This window comes from Candidatus Bathyarchaeota archaeon (assembly GCA_026014725.1).
Lineage (GTDB): Archaea > Thermoproteota > Bathyarchaeia > Bathyarchaeales > Bathycorpusculaceae > Bathycorpusculum.
In genome coordinates, this window is record JAOZHV010000052.1 from 228,152 (window position 1) to 241,258 (window position 13,107).

The 13,107-nt window shown below is 43.9% G+C and carries 14 protein-coding genes; 12 read left to right on the top strand and 2 right to left on the bottom strand.

Annotated elements, in window-relative coordinates; genetic code table 11:
• Positions 1-11 precede the first annotated feature (11 nt).
• Positions 12-1,160 (bottom strand): glycosyltransferase family 4 protein, encoded by a 1,149-nt coding sequence (locus NWE95_11645; protein MCW4004552.1) that lies wholly within the window; start codon positions 1,158-1,160, stop codon positions 12-14.
• Positions 1,161-1,324: 164 nt separating this feature from the next.
• Here NWE95_11645 and NWE95_11650 point away from each other — a divergent pair, with 164 nt between their 5' ends.
• Positions 1,325-2,716, top strand: a complete 1,392-nt coding sequence (locus NWE95_11650) for a B12-binding domain-containing radical SAM protein (GenBank protein ID MCW4004553.1) — start codon at positions 1,325-1,327, stop codon at positions 2,714-2,716.
• 83 nt (positions 2,717-2,799) lie between these two features.
• Positions 2,800-3,528: a glycosyltransferase family 2 protein gene (locus NWE95_11655; GenBank protein ID MCW4004554.1), complete on the top strand. Its 729-nt coding sequence runs from the start codon at positions 2,800-2,802 to the stop codon at positions 3,526-3,528.
• A gap of 29 nt (positions 3,529-3,557) precedes the next feature.
• Here the strand turns inward: NWE95_11655 and NWE95_11660 are convergent, their stop codons facing one another.
• A complete protein-coding gene (locus tag NWE95_11660) occupies positions 3,558-4,274 on the bottom strand; it encodes a DUF1724 domain-containing protein (GenBank protein ID MCW4004555.1) in 717 nt (238 codons plus the stop codon).
• A 104-nt stretch (positions 4,275-4,378) separates the two neighbouring features.
• Here NWE95_11660 and NWE95_11665 point away from each other — a divergent pair, with 104 nt between their 5' ends.
• From NWE95_11665 to NWE95_11710, 10 genes are all read left to right on the top strand, one after another.
• Entirely contained in the window at positions 4,379-4,633 is a 255-nt protein-coding gene (locus NWE95_11665; protein MCW4004556.1) for a hypothetical protein, read from the top strand.
• Positions 4,621-4,827, top strand: coding sequence for a hypothetical protein (locus NWE95_11670; GenBank protein ID MCW4004557.1), 207 nt, complete (start codon positions 4,621-4,623; stop codon positions 4,825-4,827). Before NWE95_11665 ends, NWE95_11670 begins: the two co-directional genes overlap by 13 nt.
• Positions 4,828-5,339: 512 nt before the next feature.
• Positions 5,340-6,068: an archaeal proteasome endopeptidase complex subunit alpha gene (locus NWE95_11675; GenBank protein MCW4004558.1), complete on the top strand. Its 729-nt coding sequence runs from the start codon at positions 5,340-5,342 to the stop codon at positions 6,066-6,068.
• Between the two features lie 7 nt (positions 6,069-6,075).
• Positions 6,076-6,765: a ribosome assembly factor SBDS gene (locus tag NWE95_11680; GenBank protein MCW4004559.1), complete on the top strand. Its 690-nt coding sequence runs from the start codon at positions 6,076-6,078 to the stop codon at positions 6,763-6,765.
• A 30-nt stretch (positions 6,766-6,795) separates the two neighbouring features.
• Positions 6,796-7,509: an exosome complex RNA-binding protein Rrp4 gene (gene rrp4 / locus NWE95_11685; GenBank protein ID MCW4004560.1), complete on the top strand. Its 714-nt coding sequence runs from the start codon at positions 6,796-6,798 to the stop codon at positions 7,507-7,509.
• Positions 7,502-8,239: an exosome complex exonuclease Rrp41 gene (rrp41, locus tag NWE95_11690; GenBank protein MCW4004561.1), complete on the top strand. Its 738-nt coding sequence runs from the start codon at positions 7,502-7,504 to the stop codon at positions 8,237-8,239. The genes rrp4 and rrp41 overlap by 8 nt, the downstream gene beginning before the upstream one ends.
• Positions 8,239-9,030, top strand: coding sequence for an exosome complex protein Rrp42 (rrp42, locus tag NWE95_11695; GenBank protein MCW4004562.1), 792 nt, complete (start codon positions 8,239-8,241; stop codon positions 9,028-9,030). The genes rrp41 and rrp42 overlap by 1 nt, the downstream gene beginning before the upstream one ends.
• A 5-nt stretch (positions 9,031-9,035) precedes the next feature.
• Positions 9,036-9,353, top strand: a complete 318-nt coding sequence (locus NWE95_11700; protein ID MCW4004563.1) for a 50S ribosomal protein L37ae — start codon at positions 9,036-9,038, stop codon at positions 9,351-9,353.
• A gap of 73 nt (positions 9,354-9,426) precedes the next feature.
• Positions 9,427-9,690 (top strand): KEOPS complex subunit Pcc1, encoded by a 264-nt coding sequence (locus tag NWE95_11705; protein ID MCW4004564.1) that lies wholly within the window; start codon positions 9,427-9,429, stop codon positions 9,688-9,690.
• A gap of 309 nt (positions 9,691-9,999) precedes the next feature.
• Positions 10,000-12,531, top strand: coding sequence for a PQQ-binding-like beta-propeller repeat protein (locus tag NWE95_11710; protein ID MCW4004565.1), 2,532 nt, complete (start codon positions 10,000-10,002; stop codon positions 12,529-12,531).
• Positions 12,532-13,107: the final 576 nt, after the last annotated feature.

The following is a 13,107-nucleotide window of genomic DNA, read 5'->3' on the forward strand; positions in this document are numbered from 1 at the left end:
TTGACATTTTTTTATGGTGCATCGTTTTTCTGTGTGCGCAGGAGCGATTGCGTGTGTGACCATATCTGATCCTGAAAATGCTGTGGTTTTAAGATTGAGATTTTCTCCCGTAATTCCTGTTTTTTGTTCTTCCACAACGCTGGCTCGTTGGGTGAAGAGGTCAATTGGCTTATTTTTTCTTTCAAGTCCTCGAACGTTGTCCATCGGAATTCTTCTGGTATAAGCTCTCTGCTGCCTCCGCTGTTGTGGACCAGTGTTATGCATCCACTTGCTATGGCTTCCATTGGGGCGATGCCGAAGTGTTCTCCCTCCATTAGGTGGCAGTAAATCCTTGAATCATGCAGAAGTTTGATTAAGTCGTCTCCAAGCAGGTTGGGTTTTAGCACATAGTTTGCAGGCGTGTTTTTTGAGAACTCGGCAAACCATGCTTCTTCTGTATCTCTTAACGCTCCAATGCTCATAAACTCCCAATCTGGAAAACTGAGTGCTAACTGCTTCATCAACTCATGCCTCTTGCGTGGAACAAAACGGCCAATGTACATTATCCGTTTAGCTCGCTCTTCTATCGGCTTGGTGCTCCAGAAACGGTCTTCCACGGGCGGGTAAGCAACGATGGGTTCGCTGATTCCGAATTTGCCCCAGTACTTCTGCGTCATTTCTTTGGTGTAGGTGCTGTTGCAGAAAACCATGTCCAACTTACCGATGCCGCGTTCAAGCCATTTTTTGTAGAGCCACAGATAGATTCTTTTACTTAGTTTAGAATGTGCGTAATCGTAGTGGATTTCTGGAAAGTGAACATATGCTAAATTCTTTTTGGCTTTGTCTAAGAGTTCAGCCTCAAAGGCAGAGAAAGTTTGTGTTGAAAAAGTGTAATCATAAATGCTGTTTTGCTTGAATTTCCTTAGTTCCTTGATTATTTTTCGTCGTCTTTTGTAAACTGAAAAAGGCGGCTCGGCTTCTATTCTTTTGCCTAAGTCATGAACCTTTATTTGAGGGAATTTGTCGCCTAAAATCTGTTCATATTGTTTTTTGTCAAACTCAAACGTCAACAGTTCTACATCCTGCCCGTGAGTTGCCAAGGCTTTGAGTATGTGGTGAGCAACGCGTTCGCCGCCGCCGTAAATGTCAATGTTCGGATGGATAACGAGGAATTTTGCCATAGGTTTCCCTGTTTAAGGGGAAAATCGTTTGGTATGCAATTTAAGATTTCCTATTTATTCCTGTTAACTCGTGGGCATTTTTGTTTTCGCTGACAAAGTAGCAAAATATATACGCCTGCATGGAAAGTACGTTATGGAATGCACTTTCGGTGAAAGAACAAAACATGGCGCCTAATGAGAAGAAGCTTAAGGTTGTTTTTGCTGACCCGCCGTTTGGTCGTGAATCCAAAGGCGAAGCCGTCACCGAATCACCTAACCTTGGAATTCTCTATATTATCGGCTACGCCAAAGAGCGCTTGCCAAATGTGGAGTTTTATTATCTTGAACCTTTTCTTTCTATGAAAGAACACTTGCAAAAGGTTAGGGAAATCCAGCCTGATGTTTACGCCATATCCTTCAGTACACCCAGAAAAGAACTTGCATACGAAACTATAAGCAAGGTCAAAGGTTTGGGTCAGAAAATGCTCATGGTTGCGGGCGGAGCACACCCAACTGTTGACCCCCAAGATGTGCTAAATACCGCTAAAGTTGATGTTTGCATCATCGGCGAAGGCGAAGAAACCACCACTGAACTGCTCAAAAAATTCATGGCAAAAGAACCCATAACCGATATCGCGGGAACCGTTAACCAACAGAAAAACAACGGCGTCCGACCGTTACTAGAAGACATAGATTTTTTCCCAGCTTGGGAAATGGTGGATTTTGACAACTACGACATAGCAGTAAGCAAGAAGCGACGCATGGCTTATCTTTTGCCGATTCGCGGTTGCCCTAACTACTGCACTTTCTGCTCCAATCCCGTGTGGAAGCTTGAGAAACCGTGGATTAGGAAACGGTCGCCCCAGAACATTGCTCAAGAAGTTAAATATCTCTATGATAGGGGTATTCGAGAAATCTATCTGCGGTCAGATACTTTTAACGTGGATATTAAGTGGTGCATGGAAGTCTGCCATGAGATTGAGAAGTTGAACCTAAAAGGCATGGTGTTCCAATGCAACCTCAGAGCTGATAAGCTAACTGATGAGCTTGCGCAGAAGTTGCGCGCCATCAATGTTTGGCTGGTTCACATCGGCATAGAATCTGCCAATGATAGGGTTCTAGCGGGCATAGGCAAGAATATTACTCATGCGGATACTGAGAGGACTTTGGCGCTTTTAAAGAAGTACGGTATCAAGGTTTACGGGTTCTTAATGCTCTACAACGCGTGGGAGGCAAACGGCAAACTGGAATATGAAACGCCTGAAGAAGTTAACAATACGCTAGAGTTTGCTCGCAAGTGCCTCAGAGAGAACCTAATTGAATACATTTCTTGGTCAATAACTAACCCTATCATAGGCTCGAAGCTACATGATATTGCTAAGAAGTTTGGTGTGGCAAGCTTTAACGTTAAAATCGGCAATTGCATGCGGTTACCAAACGTTAGTGAAGAGCAGATGGTTGAGCACGTGAAGCAAGGCATGATTCTGCAACTGCTCAATGGCATTCAGAAAGGCATGATTACAAAGAGAAGCTACAAGCGGGCTGCTCAAAAAGCTACGAAAATCTTAAACATGTAAGTTTCGGCTGGTCTCTCAGCCGCATTAAACATACGCCCATTGCGACAAACTATTTTAACTGCCAGACAAAACATATTGCCATTATGCCATCCTGCTCCGACACAGACATGAAAGTTGATGTTGTGGTGCCTTCAAGAGACGAAGCCAACCCAACTCTGATGCGTATCCTCAGACGTATGCCTTGTGTAGGGCAGATAATTAACACTCATGAGAAACCGCTTAGCATTGCACGTAAGCATGGGGTTTTGCAGGCGAAGACTGAGTGGGTGGCGATGGTTGACGACGACATGCTCCTGCCTGACAACTGGCTCCAGTTGGTCACTCAAGCAATCGAGCCTGATGTTGGCGCTATCGGTACAGTTGCCGTGCACAAGAATAAGCATGCCGCAGCTTATGAGCGGGTTGTAGGTACAGTGTATAACCTAAGCAAACTGGACACTAATCCACACATCAACAACATCATCATTCGAAGAGAACTCATGGAGAACTATAATCCGCCGAAGGTGTTTTTCGGTGAAGACCAGTACTTTAAACGTTATGTGCTGAAGACGGGTTACCGCTGGAAAGTGCTGCCTTTTTTGGGCGCGACTCATCTGGGAACATCTAAGAACTATGTTACAACAGGCATTTCGTATCGGCGGTATGGACACTTTAGGCTTTTCCAGCTCATCCGACGAATCGTTGCGAGATTCATCTTTACGCCCTATGCAGCGCTCGTAAACACCAGTTTAGAAACGCTCGTCTACCTAACCAAGCTTAATGTTGAGTTCATCGCTGGCTGGGCAAAAGAAACAGTGGCTGAAAAACTGTAGAGATAAAGCCTCTAAAAGAGGCTCAGTTGCTATATGTGTTTTGCTTTTTCCCAGTAATAGAGAAAAAGGTCTTTAGCCCAAGTGCGGAACGCTTGGTCGTCTCCAAAAAAGCTGGCATAGTCTACTTTTCCCCCAATCAAGCGAAAACACACTGCAGCTTGTTTTTCAGTAACTGCCATACTTAGAGGGGGGTCGCTGAGAGTTCTGCTTTCAAGGTTTGGTAGTTTTGCTGGCGGTTGAGGTGAAAGGATTCTGTACTCAGCGCCCTTTGGTACTTCTTTTGAAATGAAATCGAACTGTTGAACAAGCGGTTCGGGGGAGATTCCCCACATGTACTGTTTAGCTTGCCCTATCATGGTCGAAATTTTTGTGGTGCTTTCAACCATGCCTAGAATCAATTCCGTTTGTGATAGCTCATCTATCCTCATTATGAACTGATGGGGAAGTTGGCTTAGGTCATGCGCCAAGAAGTACTGTTTGTTTTTGAGTAGGAACGCTAAAGGTGATGTGAATTCCAAGAGGAGTCTGCCGTATTCGGTGATAGTGTAGGTACCTTCAGGCTGTTTTTTCGTGAGGGCGGCATCGCTTAAGCGTTGCAGTTGCCTAAAAGTCTCCGTTGTGGTTAAGTCTAGTTTGCGGGCGATGTCATTCATCTTCCAATCTTTCTCTTTTAGCTCTTGGAGGATGCTGAATCTGCTTTCGCTTGCAAGTTCATAGAATAAGCCTGCGATGTCTGGGTTCTTCATCTTTTCATCGCCGTTGTTAATGCTTTCACAATATTGTATATCATTGCACATTGTAAGCAAATAAAGGTAATCAGTTTTCGCGCCAAGTTAATAGTGTGAAAAAAATGAAAGTAAACCAAGAAACAGAGCTTTTCTTCTCTATAGAACTCAATTCAAAGTCTGACCTTAAAACTATCCAGTTAGGTAATGATTGCAAGGATAAGGTTCTGGTTGAAGGCACGATAGGCAAGCTGGTGCAAGCCGCTTTCGCAGATGACGTTATTCTTGAAATTATCGGTGACAAGGGAACTTTGAGGATTAATTTGAGAAAGAATTTGCTCAAAGAATTAAAGCAGGAGGTGAAACAATGCAAGCAATAGCAATCGTTGTGTACGTTGTCCTCTTCATCTTAGTCATTGCCGCCGTCAAAACTCTAATACCAAACGAGCAAGCAAGCAAACCTTGCCTTTTAGGCTACAAAGCCGCCTGCTCCTTCACGCCAATAAGCACCATAATCTTGATTACAATAGCCATCGGCATATTCCTGATTACCAAAGAGACAATTGCCAGATGACAATCCAAACAACAACCTTTTTTTTGGCATATTTGCCGCCTATTAGGATATCTATGCAGAAACTATAGAGGGGTCTGTTTTTGCGAGCCTATTTGTATCCTATTAGTGGTTCTATGTTGAAACCTATAGGGGGTAGGTATTTTTTTATGCCACTCTGCTACCTGCCCAGCATATTTGGATCCTAATAGTCAACCATTGCACTACACCTATAGGGGGTCTATCCTGTTGGCGCTTTTTCAATCCAAAAGCATGTTGAAATCGCCGCTTTATATAGGGGGATGGGGGTAGCTGCAGAGCAACAAACCGCGCCCTCTTTATAGTATAAATAAGGGGGGTATAGAAAAAAAGAAAGCCATCGTTCCAAACGATGAATCTTTAATGCTTTTATATGCTGGAATCAGCCGCAAACAGCCGAACTTGAACAAATTAATTTTTGCTTTTATAGGAAAGGTTTTTAGTGTAGTTATTATATGAGACTGTGAAAAAGTCAAGAGTCTAAATGAGGTTAAATTATGTCCGTATTTGCAGCACCAGGAGCATATGACCGCGCAATAACCGTTTTTTCACCAGACGGAAGACTCTTCCAAGTCGAATACGCAATGGAACTAGTCAACCGAGGAGCCACCATAATAGGCATCCAAACATCCGAAGGACTAGTTCTAGGCTCCGAAGAAAACATAGAAGTCCTCGAAGAAGCAGGCTACTCATGGAAAATCTTTCGAGTAGATGACCACATAGGAGCAGCCATCGTCGGCTTAAGCTCAGATGCAAGAATCCTAATCGACCAAGCACGAATCTACGCTCAAAGCAACAAACTAACCTACGATGAACCCATCGATGTAGAAGTCGTAACCAAACGCATCTGCGATATCCAACAAATGTACACCCAACACGCAGGAGTCAGACCATTCGGCGTAAGCATCATCTTCGGAGGAGTCGACAAAACAGGCACACGCGTATTCGGAACACACCCAAGCGGAACCTACAGAGGCTACAAAGCCACCGCACTAGGCGCAGGAAGAGACACCGTCATAAACATCCTAAAAGACGAATACAAAGAAGACCTAACCCTAGACAAAAGCATAAAACTAGCCGTAAAATGCCTAGTCAAAGCCCTCGAGGCACGCCAATTGCCACCAAGAATCAAAATAGCAATCATACCCTCAGCAACAAAGAAAATGGAAATGCTAAACGACAGTACTGTAGACGACTACATCAAAGAGCTGGGTTCAAGCAAGTGAAAACCTAATGAGTGAAAAGTTCACTGTTGCACGTCTCACAAGAGAGAATGAGCATTTTGAGATTCTAATCAAACCTCAAAAAGCACTAGATTATCGCAACGGTAAACTTTCCTCAATAACAGACGTTCTAGCAGCAGACATAATCTTCTCAGACGCCAACAAAGGCACTAAAGTCTCAGAAGAATCAATGCGCAAAGCCTTCAAAACAGTAGATACCCTAAAAATCGCAGATGAAATCCTCAAAAAAGGAACCCTGCAACTAACAACCGACCAAAGACGCAAAATGGTCGAAGACAAACGAAAACAAGTAGTAGACTTCATCTCCCGCCAAGCAGTAGACCCAAAAACCAACCTGCCACACCCACCCATGCGCATAGAAAACGCCATGGAACAAATCCGCTACCAAATCGACCCCTACAAACCAGTAGAAGAACAAGCCAGAGACATAGTCAAACTCCTAAGACCCATCCTGCCCCTCAAAATAGAACAAATAACAGTAGCCGTCAGAATCCCAGCCGAACACTCAGCAAGAGCTTATGGCACAATCAAAACCTTAGGAACCATAAAACGGGAAGAATGGCGCTCAGACGGCTCATGGTATGGCGAACTAGAATTGCCAGCTGGGTCATACGCTTCGTTGCTAAACAAACTCGGCAACGTAACCAAAGGAAGTGGAGAAGCAAAAATAATTTCATAAAAAATTAATGGAAAACGAAGGTGAAATTTTATGCCAACATTCTTTGAAAAAAAACAGCTCGTAACGCCTGGGGAATTACTCGCTGAAGGCGATTACTTACCAGGCGAAAACACGTATATGGAAGCAAACAAAATCTACGCCCAAAGAATTGGACTTGTAGACAGCGACAATAAAAAAATAAACGTTGTTGCACTTCGGGCTTTTTACGTGCCCAAAGTAGGTGACATAGTTATAGGAACAGTCGTCGAAGTCGGATTCAACGGCTGGACAGTCGACATCAGATCACCCTACAGCGCACTCCTACGTGCATCAGACGTTTTAAGCAGGCCATTTAAGCCTCAAAACGATGAACTATCCCAAGTCCTAAACGCAGGAGACCTAATTGTGGCAAAAATAGCTTCCTACGACAGAGCCCACGACCCACAACTCACAGTTGGGGAACCGGGATTAGGAAAAATAACACGTGGGCAAATCCTCAGAGTGACACCAACCAAGATTCCTAGAGTGATAGGCCGAAAAGGCTCCATGATTTCAATGATAAAACAGGAGACAAACTGCCAAATTATTCTAGGACTCAACGGAGTTGTACTAGTCACAGGAAAAAACATAGAAGACGAAGAACTCGCAATTGCCGCAATCAAAAAAATCGAGGAAGAATCCCATACGAGCGGTCTAACAGATCGCATCACACAGTTGCTGAAAGAACACAAATCAGTTAAAGTGGAGGAAAATAGTAATGAATGAGAAAAAAATTGAAAAATTAATTGATAAAAAAGGCATCCGTTCAGATGGCAGAAAAGCGGATGAACTTCGACCTGTAAAACTTCAAGTAGGCGTACTTTCAAACGCTGATGGATCAGCCTATGTTGAACACGGAAAAAACAAGATCTTAGCGGCTGCATTTGGTCCAAGAGAAATGCATCCTAAACACTTAGCACAGCCAGACCGCATGGTTCTACGCTGCAGATACCACATGGCGCCATTCTCCGTACAGGAACGAAAATCACCTGCACCATCCAGACGAGAAGTTGAACTATCCAAAGTCATAAAAGAATCATTAGAACCAGCACTATTTTTGGAACTTTACCCAAGAACAGGCGTAGATGTTTTCGTGGAAGTCCTGCAAGCAGACGGCGGAACAAGATGCGCAAGTATCACTGCAGCAGCCCTAGCAATCGCTGATGCTGGTGTTCCCATGCGCGACTTGGTTGTTGCTTGTGCCGCTGGCAAAGTTGATGACACAGTGGTTGTTGACCTTTACGATGCTGAAGACAAGCTTGGTGCCGCAGATGTTCCTTTTGCTTTCATGCCTAGTTTGAATGCTGTTACACTTCTCCAGATGGATGGCATTCTTACGCCCGCTGAATTTGAAAAAGCAGTGAACATGGCTATGGATGGTTGCAAGAAGATCTATGAGCTCCAGAAGGAAGCGTTAAAAACAAAGTACATGGTGGTTAAGGAGGTTGAAGAGTAATGTCATCACTTGTAACTAAGGTTAGACTAAAGCAGATTGAACAACTCCTTGAAAAAGGAAAACGTCTAGACGACAGAGGACTGCGCGATTACCGAGAAATCAAAATCGAACAAGGACTAATTGAACGCGCTGAAGGTTCAGCTAGAGTCTTACTTGGAAAAACTGAAGTTATTGTTGGAGTAAAAGTAGAAACTGGCGAACCATTCCCAGACACACCAAACGAAGGCGTTTTAACCGTAAACGCCGAGCTAGTGCCGCTTGCTTCACCGACCTTTGAGCCAGGTCCACCAGACGAAAACTCTATCGAATTAGCACGAGTAGTTGACAGAGGAATCAGAGAGTCAAAAGCCATCGACAGTGAAAAGTTATGCATTGAGCCAGGCAAGAAAGTTTTCGTTGTTTTCGTGGACGTTTATGTACTCAATTATGACGGAAACTTGATTGATGCTTCTGCATTAGCAGCTATGGCTGCACTTATGAATACAAAGATGCCTAACTACGAGATTAAAGATGGCGAGCTAACAATCAAGCAGGGTTACACTCCGCTACCGATTAAAAGTCACCCCATAACGGTTACTATTGGCAAGATTAACAATAACCTAATTGTTGACCCTTGGCTAGAAGAAGAACAAGTTATGGATTCACGAATTACTTTTGCTATCAATGAAGACGGTAACATCTGTGCCATTCAGAAAGGTGGCTCAAGCTATTTCACACCACAACAGATTTTAGAAGCCTTAAAGATTGCTCAAGACAAAGCAGCTGAACTGCGCAAGAAACTCAACTGGTGAAAAAGTTGCCGAAAACAAAAAAAGTTGGTCCAACAAGAGGTTTAGGAACACGTTACGGTGCCACAGTAAGAAAACGCTATGTTAAAGTAATCACTGAACTCAAGAGACCACACAGGTGCCCACAATGCGGCTTTGTACGTGTAAGACGTCAAAGCGTTGGGGTCTGGAAATGCCAGAAATGCAGTTTCACTTTTGCAGGCGGAGCATACACTCCAACAACCAAACTGGGCGCTGTGGCTAAACGTGCAGCAAAAGGTGCGCCAGTTGAAGAAGAATTGAAATCTGCTGGCGTTGAATCGGCAACTGAAGAAGAAGTCGAATAAACCATTTTCTTATTTCCTTTTTTTAGTTTTAATTTATTACCATGATCAACTTCCCTTCTAGAGGGGGCACTGGATGGTAACAAGCGCAAAGGCTAATGTATGCTTAAAGTTTACCTCAGAAAAACAATTAACCACGCTTCTTAATGCCCTAAAACCAGAAGCAGATGTTCCACCAACCAGAAGAGCGAACGTAAAACTAGAAAAAGACGGCTTGGTGCTTCTGTTGAAGGTTGAGGCAGACGACACGGTTGCCCTGCGTGCAACATTAAACGCTTATTTAAGGTGGATAAACTCCACAAACAGCATCATCAAAGTTATTGAGACTGGCTCAAACTGACTCTTTATATGTTTCTCATTAAAGCCTAAAAGGCGCTATTGTAGACAATTTGTTGCTCTGCCAGTAGAGCCTATCCCCCTATATAAATCACTTTTTTATTCTCGTTTTTGCTTATTTGAAGCACTATGCGGTTTTTTACGGGTTGTTTTTTGGGTGACAAAATTCTATGTGCAGTTGCATTTTTTTATTTATCATTATTTTCAATCAATTGTCATAACACTTATAAATCCAAAATAGTGATTATATAGTCAGCCAAGCAATATTTCGCATAGCTTTTGCTTGGTTAACCAATTTAGGGAGAAAATAAAAATGCACTTTAAGAAAACAATAGCAGTGCTGTTACTTTTCGCTTTTGTATCAACGATAGTTACAACTTTACCAATAACTGTCAATGCACAGGCAACACCTACCATGAAAACCTATCCTATCATCGAAGCCATTCCAAACCCAGTCGGGCGAGGCGAGCAAACCTTAATCAGAACAGGGATTCTGCAGCAAGCAGCATCCGTAAACTACGGTTGGACAGGTGTAACAGTAACCGTTGTTAGACCTGACAATACAACAGAGACGCTCGGGCCGTTCAAAACTGACTCAACAGGCGCAACCTTCACAATATATACACCTACACAGGTCGGAACATATAAGCTGACAACACACTTCCCACAGCAAACAAACCCTGTAGGTTTCCTCAACTATGAATCAGGCGCGTTTATCGCTGCAGGCACTATAATGCAAGCAAGTACGAGTGAAACGATAGATCTTATTGTAAATGAAGAACCAACACGATTCTATCCAGATCAACCTCTTCCAGCAGAATACTGGAGCCGACCAATAGACCCACAACTAAGGTCGTGGTACTCAATCTCAGGCAACTGGGTTGAAAGACCAGACAACTCGCTAGCCCTCTACAACGACGATGCACCAGAAACTGCTCACGTTCTATGGGCAAGACCATTGACAACTGGAGGCTTAGCAGGAGGCCTGTTTGGCGAAGACGGAATTCCAGCAACATCTGAGACAGGAGACGCTTACGAAGGCAAATTCCCAGGCTCAGTGATTCTAAACGGAATCCTCTACTACCAAAGAACAGACAGCAGAAGGGAAACTGCCCCAGCAATCATCGCAATTGATCTGCACACTGGCGAAGAATGGTTGTTCAGAAACAACACTGTACTATCTTTCGGTCAAGTATTCTGGTTCGACAGCTACAACTATGACGGTGTATTCACCTACATCTGGTCAGTCGTTGGTAACACTTGGATTGCATATGACCCCTTCACTGGCAATGAACAGATGAGAATTACAAACATGCCTTCAGGCGTTAGAGCACGTGGTCCAAAGGGTGAAATCCTACTCTACCAAATTGACTATGCTAATCGCTGGTTAGCTCTTTGGAACTCAACTGACTGCGGTCTTCAGAATGCGGTTATCGGTACTCCTGACTATGGCAGTTGGGGCAACACAGCACACGGAGGATCATTGAATACAACGAAAGGATTAGTTGGAACAGACCCGAGAAGCTACTCATGGAACGTTACTATCCCAGCCGGATTAGCAGCTAGCTCATCATTCTTTACACCAATATTGAAGGTTTTTCCAGACAGAGTAATGTCAGTGGTATTCAATCTTACACAGGTACGAGTATGGGCAGTAAGCACTGAACCAGGACGACGCGGCCAATTGTTATTTGACAAAACATGGAAAGCACCAGCTGAATGGCTAGAAGGCTCCAACACTCTACACTACGTAGGCGCAACGAACGAAGCTAAAAACGGCGTCATTGCAATATGGAACAAAGAACTCAGAAAGCACTATGCCTTTAGCACTGAAACCGGAGAATACCTGTGGCAAACCGAATCAGAACACTACGCAAACGCCTATGGATGGGGCAACGTCGAACACACATGGTACTTTGCTTATGACCACCTCTACTCAACAGGTGTCTCAGGCATACTATATGCCTACGACCTCAAGACAGGCAAAACAGACTGGACATATGAACTGACAGACCCATACAATGAACCAGTCACCGGCGAGAACTGGTGGGGCTGGATATCCTTGATTGCCGACGGAAAACTTTACGTTGGTACTCTTGAACACTCAGCTGAGAACCCACTACCGCGCGGTGCACCATTCATCTGCCTAAATGCTACTGATGGTAGCGTAATTTGGCGTGTTAATGGTATGTTCCGTCAGACTCGTTGGGGTGGCAACGCGATTATCGGCGACAGCATCATAGCAACCATGGACACCTATGACCAACGCGTGTACGCTATCGGTAAAGGCCCAAGCGCAATAACCGCTACTGCACCGGATGTTTCAGTAGAACTCGGCAAATCTGTCATCATAAAAGGCACCGTCACTGACATTTCCCCAGGCACCAAGGACTCGGCTATAGCAATGCGGTTCCCCAATGGTGTTGCAGCAGTTTCTGACGAGAGCCAAAGCGACTGGATGCTATACGTCTACAAACAATTCAGTTGCCCAGCAAATGTAACCGGAGTCCCAGTAACTATCGATGTCATCGACGCTAACGGCAACTATAGAAACATCGGCACCACAACAAGCGATGGAACTGGCTTCTACAGTTTCGCTTGGGAACCAGATATTCCAGGCAAGTACACTGTACTAGCAACATTCGGTGGATCTAAAGCGTATTATCCATCGACTGCTCAGACTGCTTTCGTTGTTGACGAAGCACCACCAGCTAGCGCTGCACCAACTGAAACGCCGCCATCAGTAGCTGACATGTACTTCATACCGATGTCAATCGGTATTTTAGTGGCAATAATAGTAATAGGCGCAATCCTAGCACTGCTACTATTAAGGAAACGACCATAAGCATGGCATAAACAAAACTTCCCTCCCCTTTTTTAGTTTCAATAACATCTCTAAATTTATCTAGTTAGCTAACTGACCCAACACTGTTCTAATAATATCCAAGTTTTCAGCATTCACCTCTGGAGGCGCAGACAAAGTCAAGCTGATACCCATACTATTTCAATCGCATTCGTCTCACCAGATTTCTGAACTTTTCATCGACTCCGCAATATCAATAATTGAAAGAGAAACCTATATGGTGACGGTGACTCCTTTTCGGTTTAATTATTTCAGTCAATCACCCATCTATACATGATTTGGTGACCTGCAAATTAGAATAACTCTTCTACAAATTTCGGGATAAACAAACACCAAACCTGATAAATACTGGCTCAAGATGTCAAAAACAAAAAAGGGGAAATGTTGTTTTTGTTGTGTGTTTTTTATGGGCGTTTTTTGAGCAGTAGTAGTGCTAGGATTGCGCCAACTACTATGATTGCGATTATTACTCCGGCCATTGCGGGCACAAAGTACATGTCAGCTACTGATGGCGGCGTTTCTGTGGGCGCGGCAGTGGCTTCTGGCTGTGGACTGACG

Coding starts and splice junctions, on each gene's coding strand:
- NWE95_11645 (MCW4004552.1), bottom strand. CDS start 1,160: ATGGCAAAATTCCTCGTTATCCATCCGAACATTGACATTTACGGCGGC.
- NWE95_11650 (MCW4004553.1), top strand. CDS start 1,325: ATGGCGCCTAATGAGAAGAAGCTTAAGGTTGTTTTTGCTGACCCGCCG.
- NWE95_11655 (MCW4004554.1), top strand. CDS start 2,800: ATGCCATCCTGCTCCGACACAGACATGAAAGTTGATGTTGTGGTGCCT.
- NWE95_11660 (MCW4004555.1), bottom strand. CDS start 4,274: ATGAAGAACCCAGACATCGCAGGCTTATTCTATGAACTTGCAAGCGAA.
- NWE95_11665 (MCW4004556.1), top strand. CDS start 4,379: ATGAAAGTAAACCAAGAAACAGAGCTTTTCTTCTCTATAGAACTCAAT.
- NWE95_11670 (MCW4004557.1), top strand. CDS start 4,621: ATGCAAGCAATAGCAATCGTTGTGTACGTTGTCCTCTTCATCTTAGTC.
- NWE95_11675 (MCW4004558.1), top strand. CDS start 5,340: ATGTCCGTATTTGCAGCACCAGGAGCATATGACCGCGCAATAACCGTT.
- NWE95_11680 (MCW4004559.1), top strand. CDS start 6,076: ATGAGTGAAAAGTTCACTGTTGCACGTCTCACAAGAGAGAATGAGCAT.
- rrp4 (MCW4004560.1), top strand. CDS start 6,796: ATGCCAACATTCTTTGAAAAAAAACAGCTCGTAACGCCTGGGGAATTA.
- rrp41 (MCW4004561.1), top strand. CDS start 7,502: ATGAATGAGAAAAAAATTGAAAAATTAATTGATAAAAAAGGCATCCGT.
- rrp42 (MCW4004562.1), top strand. CDS start 8,239: ATGTCATCACTTGTAACTAAGGTTAGACTAAAGCAGATTGAACAACTC.
- NWE95_11705 (MCW4004564.1), top strand. CDS start 9,427: ATGGTAACAAGCGCAAAGGCTAATGTATGCTTAAAGTTTACCTCAGAA.
- NWE95_11710 (MCW4004565.1), top strand. CDS start 10,000: ATGCACTTTAAGAAAACAATAGCAGTGCTGTTACTTTTCGCTTTTGTA.